Annotated in this window: 24 protein-coding genes; 7 read left to right on the top strand and 17 right to left on the bottom strand. The window is 62.9% G+C overall.

The annotated features are described in order from the left end of the window. Positions 1-53 precede the first annotated feature (53 nt). A complete protein-coding gene (locus tag QM609_RS06610; protein ID WP_050656981.1) occupies positions 54-947 on the bottom strand; it encodes a LysR family transcriptional regulator in 894 nt (297 codons plus the stop codon). An 89-nt stretch (positions 948-1,036) separates the two neighbouring features. On the opposite strand from QM609_RS06610, the gene QM609_RS06605 reads away from it, so the two are divergent. From QM609_RS06605 to QM609_RS06595, 3 genes are read left to right on the top strand one after another with little or no spacing between them, the layout of a single operon-like run. After that, entirely contained in the window at positions 1,037-1,978 is a 942-nt protein-coding gene (locus QM609_RS06605) for an EamA family transporter (RefSeq protein ID WP_050656967.1), read from the top strand. A gap of 25 nt (positions 1,979-2,003) precedes the next feature. Then, positions 2,004-3,257 carry a Mur ligase family protein gene (locus tag QM609_RS06600; protein ID WP_050656968.1) on the top strand — a complete coding sequence of 418 codons (1,254 nt, stop codon included), beginning with the start codon at positions 2,004-2,006 and terminating at the stop codon, positions 3,255-3,257. Next, positions 3,250-3,963 (top strand): type 1 glutamine amidotransferase, encoded by a 714-nt coding sequence (locus QM609_RS06595; RefSeq protein WP_007731510.1) that lies wholly within the window; start codon positions 3,250-3,252, stop codon positions 3,961-3,963. The genes QM609_RS06600 and QM609_RS06595 overlap by 8 nt, the downstream gene beginning before the upstream one ends. Before the next feature lie 6 nt (positions 3,964-3,969). Here QM609_RS06595 and QM609_RS06590 read toward each other — a convergent pair whose 3' ends face one another. The 11 genes from QM609_RS06590 to QM609_RS06540 all read right to left on the bottom strand — a co-directional run bounded on the left by QM609_RS06590 (position 3,970) and on the right by QM609_RS06540 (position 15,605). Further along, positions 3,970-5,133, bottom strand: coding sequence for a low temperature requirement protein A (locus QM609_RS06590; protein ID WP_047271595.1), 1,164 nt, complete (start codon positions 5,131-5,133; stop codon positions 3,970-3,972). Positions 5,134-5,199: 66 nt separating this feature from the next. Then, complete coding sequence (locus QM609_RS06585; RefSeq protein WP_076948723.1) at positions 5,200-6,327, bottom strand: acyl-CoA dehydrogenase family protein; 1,128 nt, start codon at positions 6,325-6,327, stop codon at positions 5,200-5,202. A 1-nt stretch (position 6,328) separates the two neighbouring features. Then, entirely contained in the window at positions 6,329-7,534 is a 1,206-nt protein-coding gene (locus QM609_RS06580; RefSeq protein WP_076948722.1) for an acyl-CoA dehydrogenase family protein, read from the bottom strand. A 17-nt stretch (positions 7,535-7,551) separates the two neighbouring features. Continuing rightward, on the bottom strand, positions 7,552-9,762 hold the full coding sequence (locus QM609_RS06575; RefSeq protein ID WP_076948721.1) for an acyl-CoA dehydrogenase family protein: 2,211 nt from the start codon (positions 9,760-9,762) through the stop codon (positions 7,552-7,554). Positions 9,763-9,789: 27 nt separating this feature from the next. Next, positions 9,790-10,920 carry a steroid 3-ketoacyl-CoA thiolase gene (locus QM609_RS06570; RefSeq protein ID WP_076948720.1) on the bottom strand — a complete coding sequence of 377 codons (1,131 nt, stop codon included), beginning with the start codon at positions 10,918-10,920 and terminating at the stop codon, positions 9,790-9,792. Next, positions 10,917-11,771: an SDR family NAD(P)-dependent oxidoreductase gene (locus QM609_RS06565; RefSeq protein WP_076948719.1), complete on the bottom strand. Its 855-nt coding sequence runs from the start codon at positions 11,769-11,771 to the stop codon at positions 10,917-10,919. The genes QM609_RS06570 and QM609_RS06565 overlap by 4 nt, the downstream gene beginning before the upstream one ends. Before the next feature lies 1 nt (position 11,772). After that, a complete protein-coding gene (locus QM609_RS06560; protein WP_076948718.1) occupies positions 11,773-12,981 on the bottom strand; it encodes a DegT/DnrJ/EryC1/StrS family aminotransferase in 1,209 nt (402 codons plus the stop codon). 32 nt (positions 12,982-13,013) lie between these two features. Beyond that, complete coding sequence (locus QM609_RS06555) at positions 13,014-14,195, bottom strand: lipid-transfer protein (RefSeq protein WP_030535711.1); 1,182 nt, start codon at positions 14,193-14,195, stop codon at positions 13,014-13,016. Further along, positions 14,192-14,605 carry a hotdog family protein gene (locus QM609_RS06550; RefSeq protein ID WP_076948717.1) on the bottom strand — a complete coding sequence of 138 codons (414 nt, stop codon included), beginning with the start codon at positions 14,603-14,605 and terminating at the stop codon, positions 14,192-14,194. Before QM609_RS06550 ends, QM609_RS06555 begins: the two co-directional genes overlap by 4 nt. Continuing rightward, positions 14,602-15,030, bottom strand: coding sequence for a Zn-ribbon domain-containing OB-fold protein (locus QM609_RS06545; RefSeq protein ID WP_058227088.1), 429 nt, complete (start codon positions 15,028-15,030; stop codon positions 14,602-14,604). The genes QM609_RS06550 and QM609_RS06545 overlap by 4 nt, the downstream gene beginning before the upstream one ends. Next, positions 15,027-15,605 carry an FAS1-like dehydratase domain-containing protein gene (locus QM609_RS06540; RefSeq protein WP_076948716.1) on the bottom strand — a complete coding sequence of 193 codons (579 nt, stop codon included), beginning with the start codon at positions 15,603-15,605 and terminating at the stop codon, positions 15,027-15,029. Before QM609_RS06540 ends, QM609_RS06545 begins: the two co-directional genes overlap by 4 nt. A 65-nt stretch (positions 15,606-15,670) precedes the next feature. Here QM609_RS06540 and QM609_RS06535 point away from each other — a divergent pair, with 65 nt between their 5' ends. Then, complete coding sequence (locus tag QM609_RS06535) at positions 15,671-16,384, top strand: TetR/AcrR family transcriptional regulator (RefSeq protein ID WP_172827063.1); 714 nt, start codon at positions 15,671-15,673, stop codon at positions 16,382-16,384. On the opposite strand, the gene QM609_RS06530 is transcribed toward QM609_RS06535, so the two are convergent. The 4 genes from QM609_RS06530 to QM609_RS06515 all read right to left on the bottom strand — a co-directional run bounded on the left by QM609_RS06530 (position 16,371) and on the right by QM609_RS06515 (position 19,470). After that, complete coding sequence (locus QM609_RS06530; RefSeq protein ID WP_007731537.1) at positions 16,371-17,843, bottom strand: MFS transporter; 1,473 nt, start codon at positions 17,841-17,843, stop codon at positions 16,371-16,373. The genes QM609_RS06535 and QM609_RS06530 overlap by 14 nt on opposite strands. A gap of 86 nt (positions 17,844-17,929) precedes the next feature. Continuing rightward, positions 17,930-18,499, bottom strand: coding sequence for a TetR/AcrR family transcriptional regulator (locus QM609_RS06525; RefSeq protein WP_007731538.1), 570 nt, complete (start codon positions 18,497-18,499; stop codon positions 17,930-17,932). Continuing rightward, on the bottom strand, positions 18,499-19,119 hold the full coding sequence (recR, locus tag QM609_RS06520) for a recombination mediator RecR (protein WP_007731539.1): 621 nt from the start codon (positions 19,117-19,119) through the stop codon (positions 18,499-18,501). Before recR ends, QM609_RS06525 begins: the two co-directional genes overlap by 1 nt. 12 nt (positions 19,120-19,131) lie before the next feature. Continuing rightward, positions 19,132-19,470 carry a YbaB/EbfC family nucleoid-associated protein gene (locus QM609_RS06515; protein WP_003943929.1) on the bottom strand — a complete coding sequence of 113 codons (339 nt, stop codon included), beginning with the start codon at positions 19,468-19,470 and terminating at the stop codon, positions 19,132-19,134. A 109-nt stretch (positions 19,471-19,579) separates the two neighbouring features. On the opposite strand from QM609_RS06515, the gene QM609_RS06510 reads away from it, so the two are divergent. The 3 genes from QM609_RS06510 to QM609_RS06500 all read left to right on the top strand — a co-directional run bounded on the left by QM609_RS06510 (position 19,580) and on the right by QM609_RS06500 (position 22,272). Then, positions 19,580-20,380 carry an Rv3717 family N-acetylmuramoyl-L-alanine amidase gene (locus tag QM609_RS06510; protein WP_007731541.1) on the top strand — a complete coding sequence of 267 codons (801 nt, stop codon included), beginning with the start codon at positions 19,580-19,582 and terminating at the stop codon, positions 20,378-20,380. Between the two features lie 84 nt (positions 20,381-20,464). Then, positions 20,465-20,761, top strand: a complete 297-nt coding sequence (locus QM609_RS06505) for a hypothetical protein (protein WP_076948715.1) — start codon at positions 20,465-20,467, stop codon at positions 20,759-20,761. Then, positions 20,761-22,272, top strand: a complete 1,512-nt coding sequence (locus QM609_RS06500; RefSeq protein ID WP_076948714.1) for an alpha/beta hydrolase — start codon at positions 20,761-20,763, stop codon at positions 22,270-22,272. Before QM609_RS06505 ends, QM609_RS06500 begins: the two co-directional genes overlap by 1 nt. Positions 22,273-22,326: 54 nt before the next feature. Here the strand turns inward: QM609_RS06500 and QM609_RS06495 are convergent, their stop codons facing one another. Next, complete coding sequence (locus QM609_RS06495; RefSeq protein ID WP_003943959.1) at positions 22,327-22,761, bottom strand: SRPBCC family protein; 435 nt, start codon at positions 22,759-22,761, stop codon at positions 22,327-22,329. Positions 22,762-22,773 lie beyond the last annotated feature (12 nt).

Genomic DNA, 22,773 nt, shown 5'->3' with positions numbered 1-22,773 from the left:
TCATTCACCAACAGCTGCCCATTCACCGACAGCCGTTCATTCACCAACGGCCTTCATTCACCGACAGCACGCGCGACGTCACGAAAGGCGTCGAGCACGACTCCGATAGCCGGACTGCGGTTGGCGTGTAACCGAGTTGCCAATTCATAAACTCGTGCAGCGCGCACTCCCGCCACCGGTTTCCTCGACACTCCGGGATGCGTGATCGCGTATCGCGGCATCAAAGCCACGCCGTGGCCCGCCGCCACCAGTTCTTCGATGACGCGGAAATCGTTGATCCGATGAGCGACGCGAGGCTGGACGCCGGTTACCGACGCAACCGACAGCAGAACGTCGTCGACCGGAAACCCGCCGCGCACGCTTATCCAGTTCTCGTCGGCCAATTGTTCCAGCCGGACCGAATCCTGCCCGGCGAGTGGATGATCAGGCCGCAGCACCAGATCGATCGGTTCACGCATCAGCGGTTGCACGCTGACCCGGGGAAACGACGTCTCGGCTCCGCGTTCGTCACGGTGGGTGAGGATCACATCGTGATCGGCCAACAGCCCAGGGACGGCGGACGCCGGTTTGTCGACGTCGTAGGCGTCGATGTCCACGTCCGAGTTCTTCAGCGCCGTCAGGACACCGGGCAGCAGGAGCGCCGCGCCGGAGGGAAAGAACGCGACTCGCACCTTTCCCCGCGGCGAGCCTCGGTACGACGCCATCTCGTCCGCCGCCCGGTCTAGCGCCGCCACCACGTCGTCGGCGCGAAGCACCAGCGCTCGACCCGCGTCGGTGAGGCGCAGCGTGCGCCCGTCCGGTTCGAGGAGCGAGACCCCCGCTTCTCGTCCGAGGATCTTGAGTTGTTGCGAGACGGCGGACGGCGTCATCGAGAGGGCGAGAGCAGTAGCGCCGACGGTTCCTCGGTCGGCGAGCTCGCGGAGGATTCGCAGGCGCGTGGCATCCATACGGTGACGAATATCCATGTAGCAAAACTACATGGATAGTGCATCTATATTCGCTTGTTCTGATGCTTCGTAAGGCTCACGATTAACGCATGACTCCCCGCGACCGTCTCCTCGGCCTGACCGTGATCGTCTTGTGGGGTCTGAACTTCCTGGCCATTCGCGTCGGCCTGGATCATTTCCCGCCATTCTTCTTCGCAGCGCTGCGGTTTCTGATCATCGCGATTCCGGTGGTCATCTTCGTGCCGCGTCCACAGGTGCCGCTCCGTTGGCTGCTGCTCTACGGATTCGGTTTCGGATTCGGCCAGTTCGTCTTCCTCTTCTGGGCGATGCATTCGGGGATGCCGACGGGTCTCGCATCACTGGTCCTGCAGTCGTCAGCACCGTTCACCGTCCTACTCGGCGCGTTCCTGCTCCGCGAGAAGCTCAGCGTCTGGCAGGTCTCCGGTATCGCCGTCGCCGTTGGCGGGATGTCCTTGATCGGCTGGGACCGCTCGCACCACGCGGCACTGCTGCCCGTCATCCTCACGCTCCTCGGCGGCCTGTCCTGGGCGTTCGGCAATCTCGGCAGCCGCTTGGCTGCGGCGAACACCGTCGGCGAGCCTGCACCGATGCGCTTGATGTTGTGGATGTGTGTCATCCCGCCGTTACCGATGCTCGCACTGTCAGCCGTGGTCGAAGGCCCCACAGTCGGCTGGCACGCACTCGGCACCGCATTCAGCGCCGACGCCTGGCCGTCGCTGGTCGGGCTGGCCTACATCATTCTGCTCGGCACCATCGCCGGATCCGGGCTCTGGACGATGCTCATGGGCCGCTATCCCGCCGGCATGGTGGCGCCGCTCTCCTTGCTGGTGCCAGTCGTGGGAATCGGCGCGTCCTGGCTGTTCCTGCACGAGGATCCGAGCCCGTTGTCACTGGTCGGGGCGGTCATCGTGATCGCCGGAGCGAGCGCCGCACAGATGAGACGTAAGCCCGCGAACACTGTTTTCTCGGACACACCTGCAGCCTCACCACCGGCGCGACTCGGCGTCTGACGACGCCCTGTGCCAAACTCGGGCCGTGGGAACTGGACTATCGATCACAGCGCGCGGAAAGCTCGCCATGCGAGCTGCCGCAGCAGCATCTTGGGCATCGCAGAAGGCCGGTCGCGGCAAGGGTTCGATGATCGGCGGGCTGATCGCCCTCAAGATCGACCCGACGCTCATGACTCAGCTCGGACGCGGCAAGCGCACCGTCGTGGTCACCGGCACCAACGGCAAGTCGACGACCACGCGTATGACCGCCGCAGCGCTCGCGACACTCGGTGACGTCGCCACGCAGGCCGACGGCGCCAACATGGATGCCGGGATCGTGGCCGCCCTGGCCGCGCGTACCGATGCGACGCTGGCGGCACTCGAGGTCGACGAACTGCACGTCCCCCACGTAGCCGACGCCGTGAACCCGGAAGTGATCGTGCTGCTCAACCTCAGCCGCGATCAACTCGACCGGGTCGGCGAGATCAACATGATCGAACGGAAACTGCGCGCGTGCGTCAACGCGCATCCGAATGCGGTGATCGTCGCCAACTGCGACGACGTACTGGTCACCTCCGTGGCATACGACGCCACCAACGTCGTGTGGGTTGCTGCCGGCGGCGGTTGGGCCGGCGATTCCGTCAGCTGCCCGCGCACCGGCGAACCCATCGTGTGGGAGGGAAAGCACTGGCGCAGTACCGGTTCCGACTTCGCGCGGCCCGAGCCGACCTGGTGGCTCGACGACGACAATCTCCACGGCCCCGACGGCCTGAAGATTCCGATGACGTTGACCCTCCCCGGAAAAGCCAACCGCGGCAACGCAGCTCAGGCCGTAGCGGCTGCAGCGGCTTTGGGTGCAGATCCGGTCGGGGCAGTTGCCGCCGCATCGACGGTTCAAGAAGTCGCAGGTCGATACAGCACCGTCGAGGTCGGACCGCACTCCGTTCACATGCTGCTCGCGAAGAATCCCGCCGGCTGGCAGGAAGCGCTGTCGATGATCGATCCCACGGTGGACGGTCTGGTCATCGCGGTGAACGGTCAGGTGCCGGACGGCGAGGACCTCTCCTGGCTGTGGGACGTGAAGTTCGAGCACTTCGAAGGTGTCAAGGTAGTGGCCGCCGGTGAACGCGGAACAGATCTGGCAGTTCGCCTCACGTACGCGGGCGTCGAGCACACTCTCGACCCGGACCCGTTGCGCGCCATCGCTTCCTGCCCCCCCGGACGTGTGGAGGTACTGGCGAACTACACGGCCTTCCGTGACCTCAACACTGCCATCGCGAAGGAGTCTCGCAATGTCTGACTCGACAGTTCGCATCGGTCTGGTACTCCCCGACGTCATGGGCACCTACGGCGACGGCGGCAATGCCCTGATCCTGCGTCAGCGTCTACGGATGCGCGGCTACGACGCCGAAATCGTGGACATCACCCTCAGCGATCCGGTCCCCGATTCGCTCGACGTGTACACGTTGGGTGGCGCCGAGGATTCCGCTCAGCGCCTCGCCACGCGTCACCTCGCGAAATACCCTGGCCTGCAACGTGCCGCCGAGCGCGGCGCACCGGTTCTGGCGATCTGCGCTGCCATTCAGGTGCTCGGCAACTGGTACGAAACCTCCAGCGGCGAACGCGTCGACGGTGTCTCGATGCTCGACGTCACGACCTCGCCGCAGGAGAAGCGTTCCATCGGCGAAGTCATCACGAAGCCGTTGATCGACGGACTCACCGCGCCCCTCTCAGGTTTCGAGAACCATCGCGGCGGAACAACTCTGGGTAGCTCAGCCTCTGGATTCGCACGTGTCACCCATGGTGTCGGAAACGGCGTCGGCGACGGATTCGAAGGCGTCGTGCAGGGTTCGGTGATCGGGACGTACATGCACGGACCCGCTTTGGCTCGCAACCCCGAACTCGCGGACCTCCTGCTCATGCGCGCCTTGGGTGTGAACGAGCTTGAACCCCTGCATCTGCCCGAGGTCGACAAGCTCCGCAAGGAGCGACTCGCGATTCGCTGACCCGGTTCAGACGGTTTCGGATTTGCCCTCGGTCAGAATCAGTTCCACGGCCAACAGCGCGGCGCAGGCCAGTCCCGCGACCAGTTCGGGCACCGCGGTGTAGGTACCACCGAGCACGACGACTATCGCGACCGAGAACGGCACGAGGGTGCGTACCGAGGAGTCGTGTAGTCGAATGTGGATGAACCACAAGGCGGCAAGGATGACCGCGACCGGAACGGTGACGGCAGCACCCGTCACCAACGCGCTGCCGTCACCGTGATGAGTCCAGAAGTCGACGCGCGAGGCCAACCCCGCACCGATGGCGGCAGCGGCGGCGAAGATGAAGTAGTGACCGAACCCCCAGACGAAGGGTGAGACGTTGTCACCGCCGATCACTTCGCCTGCATTGCGTTGGAAGTACAACCACCACAGGCTGAAGACAATCAGAATGCCGCCGATCACGACGTAGGTGACCTGCGCTGCCGGATGCTCACCGTCCACGGCGTCCTGAATCGCGATGGTGGTCGAAAGGATCGTCTCGCCCAGAACGATGATGAAGAACAACGAGTACCGCTCCGCGATGTGATGCGGGTGCCACGGCGTCATGCCCGGCTTCTCCGACCAGATCGGTACCGCGAATTCGCACAGAACCAACACCAGGAACGTCGGGACGTAAACGGCGGACGGCACGAAGTAGAAACCGATCCAACCGATCTGGACCAACACGATTCCGAGAGCGTATCGACGCGCCGTGAGCGCATGCTCGGGGTCGTTCCGCGAGACCCTGAGCCATTGGATGACCAGGGCTATTCGCATGATGACGTAGCCGACGATGATCAGCAGGGCGTCGTCGTTGAAGAAGCGGACGATGCCGGCTGCAAGGACCAGCGATCCGAGGATCTGGAATATGGTCAGCAGCCGGGCGATTCCGTCGTCGTTGTCGTACGCCGAGGTGAACCACGTGAAATTCAGCCACGTCCACCAGATCGCGAAAAACGCCATCGCGAAGTGCCCGACGCCCGAAGCCGCGTGCCCTTCGCTGATCGCGTGGTGCAGGCCGGTGGCCGCTTGAGCGACCGCCACGACGAAGCAGAGGTCGGTGAGCAGTTCGAGCGGCGTCGCCACCCGGTGCGGCTCGTGCGGGTCCCGCGGAACCAACGGCCTGATGAACGAACTGGTGCGATTCACGAAGGGCAGAGTAGCGCGATGATTGCCGGCGCGCTGCCCGTGACTGGAACCTGTCGTCTCAGATATTCACGCCGACGCCCCGATCTGGGCTCGGATCTCCAACTGATCGGCGAGTTCGGCGCCTATCGCCCCCGCGCTCCCCAAAGTGAAGGCGATCTGCCGTCCCCACAGGAAATAGCGGTGAATCGGATAGTCGACATCCGCGCCGATTCCGCCGTGCATGTGCTGGGTCGCGTGCACCACGCGCAAACCGCCGCGCGACGCCCACCATTTGGCGACCAGCGCAGCCGCTTCCGCTTCACTCTCGACTCCACTGTCCATCAGCCAGGCAGCGCGGTGGGTGGTCAATCTTGTGCTCTCGGTGTCGAGATACGCGTCGGCGGCCCGGACGGCAACTGCCTGGTTGGTCGAGAGTGGACGACCGAATTGCACTCGCTCGGAGGTGTATTTCGCCGTCATCGCCAGCGCTTCCTCGCAGACGCCGGTAGCCAGGGCCGCAAGAGCCACCCGTGCACGCCGCAACGTCCAATCTCGAACCACCGCGCCGTCTGCGGGAAGTGCGTCAGCTGCAGTAACCGCAACCCCGTCGAACTGCACAGCGCTGTTGCTCTCGCGGTTCGTCACCGCAAGCGGTGTACGCACCAGCGCATCCCGGTCCGTCGGCACGATCATGACGCTGACACTGCCGTCCGGCATCGTCACCGGAACCACCAGCGCGGCCGCGAACTCCGCGGCAGACACGGAGTCGACGCGGCCTGACAGAACCCAACCGTCAGGCGCCGGCTCGGCGCGAACCGTCGTCTCGGCGTTGTAACCGGTGTCGAAGGCGCCGGTGACGATCACCGAGCCGTCGAGCAGTCCCGGAAGCCACGACGCTTTCTGCTCCGTACTGCCGAACTCGGCAATCGGCAGCGCTGCCGTCGAAATCACCGACCAGAGCGGCACCTGGGCGACCCGGCGGCCCTGTTGTTCGAGCACCGCTGCCAGACCGAGCATTCCGAGTCCCGCTCCCCCGACCTCCTCTGGCAGAGGAATTCCCAGAACGTCGGAATCGGCGAGGAGCTTCCACAGTTCGGCGTCGAAACCGCCGGCGCCCTCCACTTCCCGCAGTCGGTCCACTCCGGACTTCGCCGAGAAGATCGATTCACTCAGATCCCGCACGGCGGACAAGTTGTCGTCGAATTCGAATTCCATGTCAGCTCTTTTCGTTCTGTGCAGCGGGCCGGCGACGCGCAGCAAGCGCCATGCCCAGACATTTTGCGGCGACAATTTCACGCATCACTTCGTTGGTTCCACCGCCGAAGGTGTTGTTCTGTGCGCGTCGACCCAGGTTCTCGACCCGCCCTTCCAGTACCGCTCCGGGAGTGCCGGGGCGCAGTAAGCCCTTGGCGCCCAGCACTTCCTGCAGCATGCCGTACGCACTGACGACGGCTTCGGTACCGAAGATCTTGGCCGCGGCCGAATCCCCGCCGCCCAAGGTGTTGGCGGCGACGTCCGCCACCAGTCGTAGGTTCATCAGGTCGGCAGCACTGAGCAGCGCGTAGACTTCCGCCAATTTCTCACGTACCCAGCCGATGTCGTAGACGTGGCCGTCACCGGCGGGTTCGGTCTTTGCCCATTCGACCACCTCGGCGAAGAGCTCGTTGGCTATACCACCGCGTGCCGCCAGGGCAACACGTTCGTGGTTGAGCTGGTTGGTGATGAGCTTCCACCCTTGATTGAGCTCACCGACGACATTGGTGATCGGCACCCGAACATCTTCGTAATAGGTTGCCGAAGTGCTGATTCCGCCCACGGTGTGAATTTCGGTGACCGAGAACCCCGGCGAATTGGTCGGCACCAGGACCACGGAAATGCCCTGATGCGTAGGCGCGTCGGGATCGGTGCGAACGGCAAGCCAGACCCAGTCGGCAAACACACCGGCGCTGGTGAAGATCTTGTTGCCGTTGATGACAAGCTCGTCACCCTCGATGCGGGCGCGTGTTTCGAGGGCCGCGAGATCGGTGCCCGCATTGGGTTCGGTGTAGCCGATGGCAAAGATCAACTCGCCCGCCAGGATCGGACGCAGGAAGAAGTCCTTCTGAGCTTGCGTCCCGTGCTTGATCAGAGCGGGTCCGACGGTGTTCAGCGTGACCAGCGACAGCGGCGCATTGGCGCGAATCACCTCGTCGTAGAACACGTACAGAGCTTCGGGGTTCTCGCCCCGACCGCCGAATTCCTCCGGCCACCCCAAGCCCAGCCAACCGTCTTTACCCATTCGGCGCAGAATGCGATCGAAGATTGGGCCGCCTTCGGTCTGATCCACGAGAGCACGGCGGTCTTCGTCGTTGATGATCTCCGCGAAGTACGCCCGCAATTCCTTGCGCAGAGTCTTCGACTCCTCCGACAAATCCAAGTACATGGTGAAACTCCTAAGATCTACGAACGCGGCAGGCCGAGTACGCGCTGCGCGATGACGTTGAGTTGAATTTCGACGGTTCCGCCGCCGAACAGAATCGAGGGAAGTCCGATGTGGTCTATCGCGTAATTCGCCGACGGGTCGACAACGGCGGCACGAGGTCCGAGCAGTCGCAACAGATCCCGCGAGCCCTCACGCTGCGCCAGGGCGTTGTACACCTTCGACACGCTGATCTCGGCGCCCGGTTCCTGACCCGCCAGTCGCGCCGACACCCCGCGTAGATTCATCGCGGACAGTGCCAACTCACGAGAGATACTGCGGCCGAGGCCCTCCACTGCGTCTTCGCGAGGGCAGTCGTGGCTCGCGTCGGCGATAACCTGACGGAACAGCCGACTCGAACCGTGGTGCAGCGTGCTGCCCATACTCAGGCGTTCGTTGGACAGCGTTGTCGCAGCAAGCTTCCACCCTTGCCCCGGCTCCGCCACCAGGCAGTCGTCCGGGACGAAGACGTCGTCGAGGAATACCTCGTTGAACTCCGACTTACCGGTGGCTTGTTTCAGCGGACGTACGTCGATACCTTTCGAGGTCATGTCGACCAGGAAGTACGACAGCCCACGATGTTTCGGAGCGTCGGCGTCCGAACGCGCCAGGCATACTCCCCAATCGGCCTCGTGCGCGCCCGAGTTCCACACTTTCTGACCCGACAGGACCCAGCCACCGTCGACCTTGCGCGCTTTCGTGCTCAGGCCGGCCAGGTCTGATCCCGCGCCAGGCTCACTGAACAGCTGGCACCAGATGATGTCGGCACGCAGCGAAGGCTCGACGAACCTGTCCTGCTGCTCGGCGTTGCCGTGTTCGAGAATCGTGGGCAGCACCCATTCCCCGATCACCGTGGACGGTTGAGCCCAACCTCGCATCGCGAATTCGTGTGCGATGACGGCCTGTTCTCTCGGTCCTGCTCCCAGCCCGTACGGCGCCCGATAGTGCGGGGCTACCAGTTTGGCGTCGGCAAATCGGGCGCGTCGAGCGCTCCCCTTGGCCGGCGCCCAACTGGCGCTGGTGGTTCCGTCGTCGGGCAGCAGCGCAACCTCGTCCAGAACCCTGCGAACCTGCTCTCGTAGTTCAGGCAGCATGTCCGGGTCGACAAAGGAGAAATCCCGTTCCGAATCGGCAGACCGGTCTCCCAACGTGTGTGCCCACTTCACCTCGGAACCCGCCACCGCAGCGATACTGATTGCCCGGCGCCAGTACAGATGCGCGTCATGCTCCCAGGTGAATCCGATTCCGCCGAGCAACGTGACACATTCGAGGGCGTTCTCGATGCCGACGGGCAAAGCGGCCAACGCAGCTTGAGCCGAGACAAGTCTCTGTTGATCCTCGTCGTGCTCTTCGGACCGAGCGGCGTCCCACGCTGCGGCACAGGCAATCTCGGAGCGGACCAGCATCATGGCCGCCTTGTGCTGAACTGCCTGGAAGCTTCCGACCGGACGGCCGAACTGCTGCCGGGACTTCACGTAGTCGACCGCGGTGCGTAGCGCCCACCCGGCGATACCGCTCGCCTCCGCAGCCAACACCGTGTTGACGATCAGTTCGACTCGGTGCGCCTGGAGACCCTCGACGATCAGCCCAGCGTCGACCTTGTGATCGGTCAACGTCAGTGTCCCGATCGAGCGTGTCAGATCCACTCCGTCTTCGACCTCCACCGCAGCGGAAGACGACTGCTCGAGCCGGAACCACAACTCGCCGTCGTCGCTGTTCGCTTGCACGAGAACGACATCGGCTCCGGGCAGACCTAGAGCCGGGTCGGCAGAACCGCTCACGGTCCACCCTGCATCGCTGCGAGCCGCGCGCAATCCCACGCCGGTGCAGACTGCTCCGGTTGCACCGGCAGCCAATTCGGTCAGCATTGATTCCGCAGCCGGGCCGGCAGCTTTTGCGAGGATCCCACTGGCGATGACCGTCGGAACGTACGGTCCCGGGTAAAGCGCATCACCCAATTGCTCGACTACCACCGCCAGTTCGGCAAGACCTGCCCCGTCACCGCCGTATTGCTCCGGCAGGTGCACTGCGTGCAGTCCCTGACGGACCAATCCATCCCACGAGTCCGGCCGATCACCGGCGGCGTACCGCTTGACGTTGCTGCGCGTGTCGGCGATCCCACCGAAGCGGTTCGCGAATGCGGCTACCGCTTCCGCCAGGTCACGGTGATCTTCGAGCAGGGGCAGTGCCATGGCAGGTTCCTCAATCTTCGGTTCTTGTCAGATGCGTTCGAGAATCAGGCAGGTTGTTGCGGCGGACGCGCAGATCGCGATCAGTGCGATGGACTTGTCCCGACGCTCCAGTTCGTCGATGACATTGGCCAACAGTCTGATTCCGGTTGCACCGGCCGGGTGGCCCAGCGCGATTGCACCACCGTTGACGTTCAGCAATTCGGGATCGACGCCGTGAACCTGCGCGAACGACATCGGTACCGAAGCAAATGCCTCGTTGACCTCGAACAGGTCGATGTCGTCGATCGTCAGACCGGTGCGGCCGAGCACGATGTTTGCCGCGTCCACGGGACCGTCGAGCATGAACTCGATGTCTCCGCCGATGACGCACTGCGCCAATATCTTTGCCCGCGGCCGCACCCCGAGCATCCTGGCTCGATCCTCGGACATCAGCAGAGCGGCACTCGCACCGTCCGAGACCTGCGAAGACGTTCCAGCGGTGTGCAATCCGCCCTCTTGAACGGTCCGCAGTTTCGCGAGTCCTTCGAGACTCGATTCGCGCAGACCCTGATCCCGATGAACCGGAGCGTCAGAGCCCGGAGCGACCACATCGATGATGTGCGAGTCGAAGCGTCCTGCCTCCCATGCTGCTGCGGCTCGCTGCTGCGAGCGCAGCCCGAAGGAGTCGAGATCCTCGCGGCTGAAACCGCGCTTGACAGCAATCCGATCGGCCGCGGTGTACTGGTCGACGGTATCGAGTGACCACGACTCCGGACGTGGTGTTCCGAGGCCGGTACCCACCTTGTAGGTGAGTGGTGCCCGCGACATCAGTTCCACACCGCACGCCACACCCACGTCGACTGCACCGATGGCAATCTGCCCGGCAATCAACTGCACCGATTGCTGCGCGGTTCCGCACTGCGCGTCGATCGTGGTGCAGCCCGCTTCCAACGGAAGGCCCGCATGCATCCAGGACGTACGCACGATGTTTCCGAACTGCTCACCGAGAGGCGTCACACAGCCGCCGATGACCTGGTCGACCGCGTCAGGATCCACGCCCACCCGATCCAGCACGCCCCTCTGCGCATAACCCAACAGTTCCGCCGCGTGGACTCCGGACAGCCAACCCTCACGCTTGCCGAACGGCGTTCGTGCTGCGTCCACGATGACGGGCTTCATGCCAACTCCTCGGTTCGTAATGCCGGGTTCTCCGGTAATGCCGTTCCGTCCAGACCACGCACGGTCAGGGACCACTCGTCGATCAGGTCCAAGCTGACGCTCGAGCGCGCGGTGAACTCGGTGTCGCAATCACACAGCGCTGCGACCGCTTCCACCATTTCTTCCATAGATTCGACCTGATCCGGCCGGATAGTCTCACCGACCAGGACCCTGGCGCCCTCACTGAGCACCGCTGCCCGCGGTTGAACCGTGTTGACGCGAACCCCCTGGCCGTAGAGTTCCACGCCCATGCCGTTGCTCATCCTGTTGAGCGCTGCTTTGGACGCGCCGTACACGGTCATGGCAGTTCCCGGTTCGACCCACGTGAACGGCGGGCCATGCCACGGTTTGACGGTGCCACTGGACACGTTCACGATCCAGCCGTATCCGTTTGCCACCATCCCCGGCACCACGGCTTGCATCAGATCGAGCGGTGCATGGACATTTGCCTCGAACATCAACCGTCGCCGCCGCAGTGGGTAATCCGAGAGCGGCTGATAGATCGCCGCTGCCGCGTTGTTCACCAGGATGTCTATAGTCCCGCCAAGCTTCTCGATCGCCAGCGGCACAACGGTGTCGCGCTGCTGCTCGTCCGTCAGATCTGCGACAACTATCTCGACTTTGTTTCCGTACTTGGCAATTCGAGCCGCAGTCTCTTCGAGACTGCCCGGCAGGGTTGCGTGTGCACCGAGCGTCCGGGCCACGAGAGCGACGTCAGCGCCTTCCGCTGCCAGCCTCTCTGCGACGCCTGCACCGATTCCGCGGCTGGAACCGGTGACAAGCGCTCGGCGTCCTTCGAAGCGATCGGTCATGCTACTTCCACTTCGCGGCGAAGCGATTGATGCTCTCCGCAATCCGAGCAACTTCGTCGTCACGCAAACCGTGGCTCATGCCGAGTGTCATGCCGCGGGCAAAAACTGCGTCCGCTTCCGGCAAACCTTCGGCCGGCTGGCGAAATTCGATGTTGTTCATCATGGGGTGACGAGTGACGTTGCCGCTCCACACGGTTCGGGTGTCGATGCCGTCGGCCTCGATGGCTTCCTGCAGGTCGCTGCGCGTGAAGGGGGCGTTCTCGTTGATCATCACCGGGTAACACAGCCACGCCGTGTCGAGACCGTCGAGTTCTACCGGCGTCGTGAAGAATTCAGGATGGGCGCCGTATGCCGCCGAGAAGGCCGCAAATGTTGCCTTACGCGTCTTGTAGTTCTGGTCCAGCTTGTCGAGCTGCACGACGCCGTAAGCTGCGCCGAGTTCGGAGGGCTCGAAGTTCCACGACATGAGCTCGAAGATGAAGTCGTTGTCGTAGTCGACGCCGTCGAGTTCTTCACGGAAGACTCGGCCGGACTTGGTACTGCCGAACAGGTTCGGCTCGCTACGACGGCCCCAGCGGCGAAGCAGCAAAGCCTTGTCACGGCTGGCTTCGTCGTCGACGCACACCATTCCACCGGTTCCCGCGCACGTGATGATGTGTGCCATCGAGAAACTGGTGACGACGATGTCCGCCCGAGACCCGGTGGGAGTACCGCGGAGCGTGGCGCCGATCGCGTCACACGAATCCTCGATCACCTTGAGTCCATGGCGATCAGCGATATCACGGATGACGTCCCAGTCTGGGCAGTTGCCGGCCAGGTTCGGCATCAGGATGGCACCGGTCTTCGCGGTGACCATGGCTTCGATCTTGGTGACGTCGACGTTGAACGTGTTGGGTTCCACGTCCACGAACACCGGCACCAGACCGGCACGCACGATCGGTGCGATGTCGGTGGAGAACGTCAACGGCGACGTGATGATCTCACTGCCGGCAGGCAGTCCGAGCAGCTCGACTGCCAAGTACAAACCCGAGGATCCCGAGTTGCACATGACGCCGAACTTCTTGCCGGCCAAGGCCGCGATACGTTCTTCCATCTCGAAGACGTTCTTGCCGATGCGCAATCCTTGATGCCCGCTGCGCAAGACGTCGACAACAGCCTGTATTTCTTCCTCGCCGTGGGTGGCCCTGGCGTAGGTGATCCGCTCGCTCATCTTGTTCCTGCTTTCTCGAATAGGCGGCAGATTCAGCGATCTGCCGAGAGGACGAGCGCACTGTGCGGGACGGGAGAGCCGCCGGTCACGAGCACGTTGTCCAGAGTTTTGGTCGGTTGATTGGTGGAGGTGCCGCGGATCAGGCGAACACCTTCGGCAATGCCGTTGACGCCGTGGATGTATCCCTCACCGAGTTGACCGCCGTGGGTGTTGATCGGCAGGCGACCGTCCAGCTCGAGATTGCCGTCGGCGATGAAGTCTTTTGCCTCGCCCCGACCGCAGAATCCGTACTCCTCGAGTTGAAGCAGAACCATCGGGGTGAAAGCGTCGTAGAGAATTGCGGCATCGATGTCGTCCGGCCCGATACCGGCCTGGTCCCACAGTTGGCGCGCCACGAGTTCGACTTCCGGCATGCTGTCGATGTCGTCGCGGTAGTAGCTGCTCATCGAAATCTGTTGCGGACCTACACCTTGCGCAGCGCCACTGATGACCGCAGGTTTGTGCGGCAGGTCGCGGGCGCGCTCCGCACTGACGATGACCAGCGCCTGTCCGCCGTCACTTTCCTGGCAGCAGTCGAGCAGGCGGATGGGATCGGCGATCATGCGTGAGTTCTGATGGTCCTCGATAGTGATCGGGCGTTCGTAGAACCAGGCCTTGGGGTTGTTCGCCGCATGCTTGCGTGAGAGGACCGAGATCTGGCCGAAGTCGGCGCTTGTTGCCCCGTACTTGTGCATGTACAGCTTGGCGAGGAAGGCTTCCTGCTGCGCCGGGGTCAGAAGCCCGTACGGGTTGATCCAGTTCCGATACTCCTGGTCCGTCGACGCGTTGTACGCAAAAGGTGGCGGGCCGGCGCCGAATCGGTGACCTGATCTTTCGTTGAAGGCACGGTAGACGACCACAACGTCGGCAACTCCGCTGGAGACGGCAAGCGCTGCTTGTTGAACCGGTGCGCAGGCACCGCCGCCGCCGTGTGGAATTCGACTGAAGAACGTCAATTCCGGGATCCCGAGGGCGCGTGCGACCGCAATCTCAGGATTGTTCTCCATGGTGAACAGCGCAAATCCGTTCACCTCTTCTGCCTCGATGTGAGCGTCGTCGAGTGCGGCGATCACGGATTCGCACGCCAACTGCCATTCGCTACGGCCGGAGTTCTTGGAGAACTCGGTTGCGCCGATTCCGGCGATGGCTGCTTGCCTCGAAAATCCTCGTGTCATGCGATTACCCTTTCCACCGGTTCGAGAGTCACGTCGGCCGTCACGTGTGTTCCACGCACGTTTTTCCCGAGAACCGTCACGGTGAGCGCCCGGCCGTCTGTGGCGGTGACCTCGCCGGTGAATGTCATGGTGTCTCCGGGAAAGTTCGGAACACCAAGCCGTAGTGATGTTTTGACGATCCGTGATGCCGGGCCGGACCAGTCGGTGATATAGCGGTCGATGAGCCCGTTGGTGGTGTTGATGCTCATGAAGATGTCGGGAGTTCCGCGATCCTGGGCCTTGCCCGGATCGTGATGCACGTCCTCGAAATCCTGAGAAGAGATCGCAGTGGCGACGATCAGCGTTCGATCCAACGGCAATTCGAGGCTGGGGAGGACCGAACCCACTTCGCAGTCAATCAGTTTCGTCATTGCACCGAACCCCGTCGCCTCAGTTGCGGCAGCATCTCGCCGTGAGCGTGCTCGGAGAAGGTCACTTCGAGTTCCAAGCCGAAGTCGAGTTCCTCGTGATCGATCCCCGCGATGTCGGCAACCAGACGCGTGCCTTCTTCGAGATCGACGAGTCCGACGGCGAGTGGGTACTCGAAAGCAGGATCCTTCGGGTGATGGATGACCGTGAAGCTGTGCAACGTGCATCGCCGCGTGGATTCGACTGTGTCCCAACTGAACGAGCGGCATTCCGGGCACGCGGGTGCGGGTGGGTGGCGCAGTGTCTTGCAATCCGCACACCGTTGGATCTCGAGGCGACCCTCTTTGGCCGCAGAGAAGAAGAAATCGTTGTCGTCGGTGACGGTCAGTCTCGGAACAGCGGTGTTGCGGGAGCCAGTCTCGCTCATGCGATTACCTCCTGGACTTCGAGTTGAGTATCTGTCTGGGCATCTGGTTTGAACCTGAGCAATCGAAAGCGCTCTTCGACCAACGTCTTTCCGTCCTGGTCCACGTACTTCTTGAACAGGGTGATGAAGCACCCGTGACCGAGAGCCGTCTGTTTGAACGGTGAGATCGCTTCGATGGTGAAATATGCGGCGACGTGGTCTCCGGGACTCAACTCCGCGAAATACTCCTGCTCGACGTTGGTCGCGACTACGGACGTGTAGCCGGCCTCGTCCAACAGCCCGAGTAGTCGTGAATAGGCGAAATCCTCGGAGGCTCCGTCTGCGCGAAGTTGTTGGACCTGCCGATAGCGGCGGTAGCCCGCCATCACCCAGGTCGAAATCATGGCGGGCGGACAGACGACGTCTCGACGGCCGGTACTGCGGGCGGCCTCTGCGTCGACGTAGATCGGGTTGCGGTCGTCGTGCGCCTCGACCCAGTTGCGGATCATCGCCTCGTTGACGGCGTAGCGGGCGACGCGGGGTGGTTCGGCCTCTGCGCCGATGAAATTCGGAAACTGCGTCTGCAGGCTCTGCACTGAAATCCTCCGTGAACGAAAGTTGAGCAAGCGCTTGATTTTGAAGCTAGCATAGGAATCCGGAAGTGGAAACACGCGATCTCACCGACGAATTGGTTCGAGCCGGAGCTATCAGGCAGGATTGCGCTACGTTCGACGCCGGCAGCCCGGCACCCCCGAAACCCTGCCCTGAGCAGGACCGACAACCAGTGGAGATTTCAGTGGCATCACCAGATCGTCGGGAGAAGATCCTGGAGAGCTCAGCCGAGCTGTTTGCCAGGAAGGGTGTCGCCACCACGACCGTTCGCGAGATCGGCGACGCCGCCGGTGTGTTCTCGGGCAGCCTCTACCACTACTTCAAGTCGAAGAATGCGATAGTTGCCGAGCTCATGCGCGGCTTCATCACCGACATTCAGCTCCGCTTCGATCAGGTGGAGAAGACGGCAAACGACCCCGAGGAAGTCCTGCGCGGCTTGATCCGCGAGACGCTGGTCGTCATCGAACTACACCCGCACCCGACGGCGATCTACCAGAACGATCGGGCTTATCTTCGCGACAACGATCTCCTGCAATCCGTCGACGGGCCTTCCCGCCAAGTCCGCGAGCATTGGATGAAAGCGATTGCCGAAGGCGTCGATCAGGGAATCTTCCGCAAAGACGTGGCACCGGAAATTTTCTATCGATCGGTACGAGACACCTTGTGGTCGACAACGCATTGGCCGGATCGCCAGAAGTACACCACCGACGAGTTCGCGGATCTGATGATCACGCTCTTCCTCTCGGGATTCAGGGTCGCCTGACCAGATCCGGCAAATCCAGATGTTTCGGGGTTCGTCCCTGCGGCAACAGGATCGACACCGCGAACACGACCACCGCGCAGCCCGCGCACACCAGGTAGGCGACGGAGAATCCGGTCCACGACGTGGAATGTTCCGAACCGCTGATCACGAATGCAGCGAGAATGGTTGCCACCGTCGCACTGCAGATCGTGCTTCCGGACGTCCGCAGAAGTGAGTTCACCCCGTTGGCAGCCGCCAGTCGCTGACGAGGTACGGCAACCAGAATCAGCAGCGAGAGCGTGCTGTACACGATGGCAGTCCCGACCGCTGTGATACCCAGTGCTGCAACCACTCCCCACAGCGGCTTACCGGCAACGGCGTGAATCCCGTACCCGCCGGCGAGGAACACGGCACCGGTCAACATCGCGGTCCGTGAACCGAAGCGGTCGGTGATACGCACCGCAACCGGCGAGAACAGCACCATCGCGATACTCGCCGGAATCTGGCAGAGCGCTGCCGCGATGATCGACAGGCCGTACCCGGCACCCGGCCCCTTCATCCCCTGCAGCAGTTGTGTCGTGATCAGCGTGTTCCCGAAAAACGCGAACCCGACCAGCAGAGCCGCCAGATGCGGGATCAACACTGCACGTTTCACGAGAGCACGGACGTCGACCAGCGGATTGACGTTGCGCCGCTGTTGAATTACCCAGAGCGTGAACAGCACCGCCGACGCGGCCAGCATGGAGATCACCGCTCCACTGGTCCACCCCCAACTCGACCCCTGAGTGATCGGCACAAGCAGAGCAATCATCGCGGCGCTCAGACCAACCGCCCCGACGCCGTCGAATCTTCCCGACGGATTCGGCTCGGACTCTCGAATGAACAGCACCGCAGCAAGAGTCACGGACAGCCCGATGGCGGTGGTTACCCAGAACAGGACGTGCCAATTCGAGTACTGCGCGATCATCGCAGAAAACGGTATGCCCAAAGCGGTTCCGACACCGAGCGTCGAACTCATCATGGCCACTGCGCCGTTGACCTTGTTCCGTGGCAATTCGTCTCGCAGCATGGAGATTCCGATGGGGATGACTGCCGACCCGGCCCCCTGCAACGCTCTCGCGAAGATGAGTACAGCGATGTCCGACGACAGCGCACACAACATCGAGCCGAGAGTCATCATCGAGAAAGCAACCAGAAGCATCTTCTTCTTGCCGAACATGTCGGCGAGTCGACCGAAGATGGGAGTGACGACAGCGCCGACCAGCAGCGTGACGGTCACCAGCCAGGACACGGCCGTGCGTCCAGCGCCGGTGAAGTGCGGCAACTCCGGCAGCAGTGGAACGATGACCGTCTGCAGAACAGCCTGGAACACTGCGGCGGCGACAACGATGGGGAACAGGAAGCGGGAGCGCGGCTGCGCGAGTCCCGCGTCGGAGGTGGTGACTGCAGGCGTGCCCGGCGGACGGTCGAGCGTCGTCACCCCACACCGCCTGTTCTCACTAGGTAAATATCCGTTCACCTACATTAGGTGAACGGATATTTACCTAGCAAGAATTGTGACGCCGCTCACCCGTCGAGCAGCTTTTGCACCAGCGGTGCGTACAGCGCAACCACCTCGTCCTGGGTGCCGGTGGCATGGCCGGCCATCATCCGTCGGCGCATGATCGCCACTCCGACCACCATCGACATCGCCAGTTCCGCGCGCAATCTCGCGTCGGGGCCGGACAGGCGAGCGGCGAGGGTGTCGATCATCTGCGTCGAATAGTTCTCGCGCAGCTTGCGGTTGCTCTCTTCACTGACGCCGCTCATGAACAACAAGCTCATGGACAGCGGCTTGTACGACTCCAGCGGCTTGGTGAACAGCGAGACCATGCGCTCGCCGAGCGAGTCGTTCGGGGCGTCGAAGACCGTGACCGCCGCTGCCCGGAAGTCGACCAACTCGTCGTACAACTGCTCTTTGGAACCGAAGTACTTGATGATCAGAGGCGCGCTGACGCCTGCGTCTTCGGCGATGTCCTTGAGCGTGATTTCGCGGTACGGCCGAGTCGCGAATGCTTTCCCGGCCGACGCGATGATCTGCGCACGCGTCTGCTCGGACGTACGACGCACCTGCTGACCTTGCTCCGTGCCGCTCATCAAGCGTTCCGCGACAATTCACGACGGCCGGACAATGCCCGACCCAGCGTCAACTCGTCTGCGAATTCGAGATCGCCACCCATCGGAAGACCCGAAGCCAACCGAGACACCGTCAGCCCCGGAATGTCTCGCATCATGCGAACGAGATAGGTAGCTGTCGCCTCACCCTCGGTGTTGGGGTCAGTGGCGATGATGACCTCGGACACGTCGACGCCGTCCTCCTGATTTGCGATGCGAGCCAACAACTCCCGGATACGCAACTGGTCAGGCCCGATCCCCGAGAGCGGATTGAGCGCACCGCCGAGCACGTGATAACGACCCTTGAACTCACGGGTGCGCTCGACGGCCTGAACGTCCTTCGGTTCCTCCACGACGCAGATCACCGTGCGATCGCGACGTGCGTCGGCGCAGATGCGGCACCTCTCCTGATCGGAGACAGTTCCGCACACCGTGCAGAACTGAACGCCGTCACGGATGCGCTGCAATGCATTTTTCAAACGGTCGATCTCGGGAGGCTCCACGGAGAGCAGGTGAAAAGCGATGCGTTGAGCGCTCTTCGGCCCGACTCCGGGAAGCTTCCCGAGTTCGTCGATCAGATCCTGAACCGGACCTTCGTACACGCGTTCTCGTTTCTAGAAGCCGGGGAGACCGGGAAGGCCTCCGCCGAGTCCGCCGGCCAACGGGCCGAGCTTCTCAGCAGCGACTTCCTGTGCCTTGCGCGAAGCGTCCTCGATCGCGCCGATCACCAGATCCTGCAGCGTCTCGACATCTTCGGGGTCGACGACCTTGGGATCGATCTGCAGACCGACAACCTCGCCGGTGCCCTTGACCGTGGCGACAACCAGTCCGCCACCGGCCTGACCGGTCACTTCGGCCTGAGCCATTTCCTGCTGCGCCGCCATCAATTGCTGCTGCATCTGCTGAGCCTGAGCCAACAGAGCAGACATGTCGGGTGCTCCACCTGGTTGCACGAGCGGTCCTTTCTACAGAGTTATCCCCACCAGCGTAGTCGGTGCGCGCTACCGTGAGCGGGTGCGCCGGAACCAGTCAGACACCGTAAAACCGTCAAGAGGGTCAAACATGGCATCACGTGTGTTCCGCTCCACTGCCCTGATCGCCATGGTCGGGGCCGGGCTTCTGAGCGCTGCGTGCACGATTCCGACCGAGACTGCCGAGGCCACGACTTCGGTCGAGGTGTCTCCGCTGAGCACTGTCGCCGCTGACGTCCCCGCTGCGCTCACCGGCAAGGTCGTCTTCCTCGATCCCGGGCACAGCGGGGCGAACGACGACAGCATCAACACCCAGGTCCCCACGGGCCGCGGCGGCACCAAGAACTGCCAGACCACCGGCACCAACACCGATGCCGGGTTCCCCGAGCACACCTTCAACTGGGAAGTCGCGAGCCTGGTCAAGAGCGAACTCGAAGGCCAAGGCGCCACAGTGGTCCTGAGTCGACCGGACGACATCAGCGTCGGATCTTGCGTCGACGCACGCGCCGAAGCTGCCAATTCCTCCGGCGCCGACGTAGTGGTGAGCATTCACGCGGACGGCGCAGCAGCCGGAGCCGAGGGCTTCCACGTCTGCTACTCCGCGCCCCCGCTGAACGCGGTGCAGGCCGGCCCGTCCGTCACCTTTGCCGAAACCATGCGCGACTCACTCGTCACAGCCGGACTCACCCCGTCGACCTACATCGGTGACGACGGGCTGGCACCACGCGCCGATCTGACGGGACTCAATCTGTCGCAGCGGCCGTCGATTCTGGTCGAACTCGGCAACATGCGAAATGCCGACGAGGCAGCGCGCATGACGAGCCCGGACGGTCAGCAGGAATATGCGTCCGCCGTCACCAGCGGAGTCACCGCCTTCCTCACAACCCCCTGACCTGTCTTCTGTGGAGAAATTCCACTTGTCCACAGGTATGTCGGCACCGCCGAGGTAGCCCGCTCACCTGGATACGGTTCTGCCATGGGGCCGATACTTCAGGTAGATTTCGCTGCTCTGCAGCAACTTTCAGCTGATCTGTCTCGAATTGCGGATCAGATCTCGGGGATCGGTTCCGCCGGACCGATTTTCGAAGCCGCGGCGGCCCTGAATTCGTCCGCTGTCACGGCTGTGTCGACTGGGAATGCAGGCGTCATCGCCGACGCGTACCGGCACCTGGCTACGCAGTTGGGACTCATGGCGTCGGGAACCGCTGCCGCAGCACGTCTGTACGACGCTGCCGAGGGCGAAGTGGTGTCCGAACTGCGCGGAGCCTACTGATGCGGCCCACCGTCTCTCAGCTTCGAACGTGGTCACCGGAGAAATTGCGCACAAGCGCTTCGGAACTGATCGACATCGACCGGCAGATCGAAGTCCTCGGCAATGACGCCGGACGCAGCATCGACGCCGTCCGCGAATTCTGGCAGGGACAAGCGTCGAGCGCAGCCGCAGTGCAGTGGTCTGGCATCTCGCTTTCCTCGTCGCGGCTGTCGATTGCAGTTCGCGTAGTTGCGGATCTGTATGCCGGAGCGTCCAATACGATCGGTGCGGCGCGAAAATCAGTTCTGGACCTGGTCGAGGAGGCGACTCTCGAACACGGCTTGACGGTGTCAGACAGTGGAGCGGTATCGGCACCTGAGACGAAGCAGCCGTGGAATCTGGCCGACGCCATGCAAGATTCCGAAAACGACACGGCTGCACAGGTTTTTCAGCAGAAGATCTCCACTGCATTGACGGCACTCGACGACGAAGACAACCGGGCCGCGACTGCTCTGGGTGCGGCATTCCGAGAGATCGGATCACTCCTTGGCAATCAGCCTGATCGCCTCGACCGCACTGTCCTCGACATCCTCGACGGGAGGTCGACACTCCCCGGGACACCAACGGAGCTACACCGACTCTGGGAATCGCTCACGCCCAACGAGAAAGACGCGTTGGCGAGGTGGGATCCGTCCATCGGTAGCCGGGACGGCCTTCCCGCTCTGGACCGGGACTACTACAACCGGCGGTACCTCTCTGCGCTCGAGCAGTTACCGGATCGAACGGTAGCTGCCGGATACACGGCCGTGCGCGGCGAACTTCGACCGGACACGTTCCTTCTCTCGGTCACGGATGGGCATGCCGTCGTGGCAGTCGGTAATCCCGATGCCGCCGGCAACGTCGCAACACTGGTTCCCGGAACCGGCTCCGGGCTGTCGGGCGTCGGCGGAGACCTGCAACGAACCAAGGCCATGTACGACGCGGCGGTCAGGGCGGCGCCAACGGAAGCCACATCAGTGATCCTGTGGTCCGGATACGACGCTCCCCCAGGCATTCCCGACGCAGCCTCGGATCGGTACGCCAACTCCGCAGCGCCGAGGCTCGACAGCTTCCAGGACGGGTTACGAGCCTCGCATGACGGCCCGCCTTCGCACAACGTGGTGATCGGTCATTCCTACGGCAGCACCGTCGTCGGTGCCGCGACTACCCGTGGCGCTTCTCTCGACGTCGATGAACTGGTTTTTGTCGCAAGCCCCGGCGTCGATGCCGAGCGCGTGAACGAACTGAGCCTGGACGGCGTCGACTCGGACGAGGTGGCTCACCATGTTCATTCGACGACGGCCTTCTGGGATCCGGTCCAATTGATCCCCAAGATCCTCGGAGTCCACGGGTTCGACCCGTCGGATCCGGAATTCGGCGCGCAGGTATTCACCGGATCTCCCGGGGAGCCTGGGTTCGGAGTTCACAGCGATTACTGGGAAAGCGGAAACCCCGCACTCACCGAATTCGGACGGATCATTACCGGCCCGTGAAAGAAGGCGCCGTACCGGTGAAGGTACGACGCCATCTCGGTGATGCAGGATCGGTTAGACGAGTTCGCGCTTGAGGTTGTCCAGGACCTGGGCCTGGATGCGCTGCAGACCCTTCGGAGCGAACGTGCGCTCGAAGAAGCCGCCGATACCGGTGGCACCCTGCCACTGGGTGAGCGTCGTCACCGTCGTTCCGGTGCCGTTGGGGGCAACGGTCCAGGTGGTGACGAGGCTGGAGTTCGCGTCCTTCTCGGTGATGACGTTGCCGTCGACCGTCACTGTCGCCTTGACGTTGCGCGAGCGCTTTTCCGTCGCCTTGAGCGTCCACTGCGCGACGGTTCCGTCACCCTGGCCACCTTCGACGACCTTGTAGTCGAGGTACTGCTCGGACAGGATTCGCGGGCGAACCGTCTCGTAGTCCGAGAGCGCCGCGAGCACCTTGTCGGGTGCTGCTGTGACGACTGTCGAACTCATTGCATTGACCTGACCCATATGCCCTACGTC

This window comes from Rhodococcus sp. IEGM 1302 (genome assembly GCF_030056935.1).
Classification (GTDB): domain Bacteria; phylum Actinomycetota; class Actinomycetes; order Mycobacteriales; family Mycobacteriaceae; genus Rhodococcus_F; species Rhodococcus_F qingshengii.
The sequence above is the reverse complement of the archived record's forward strand: the minus strand, read 5'-3'. Positions and strand labels throughout refer to the sequence as shown.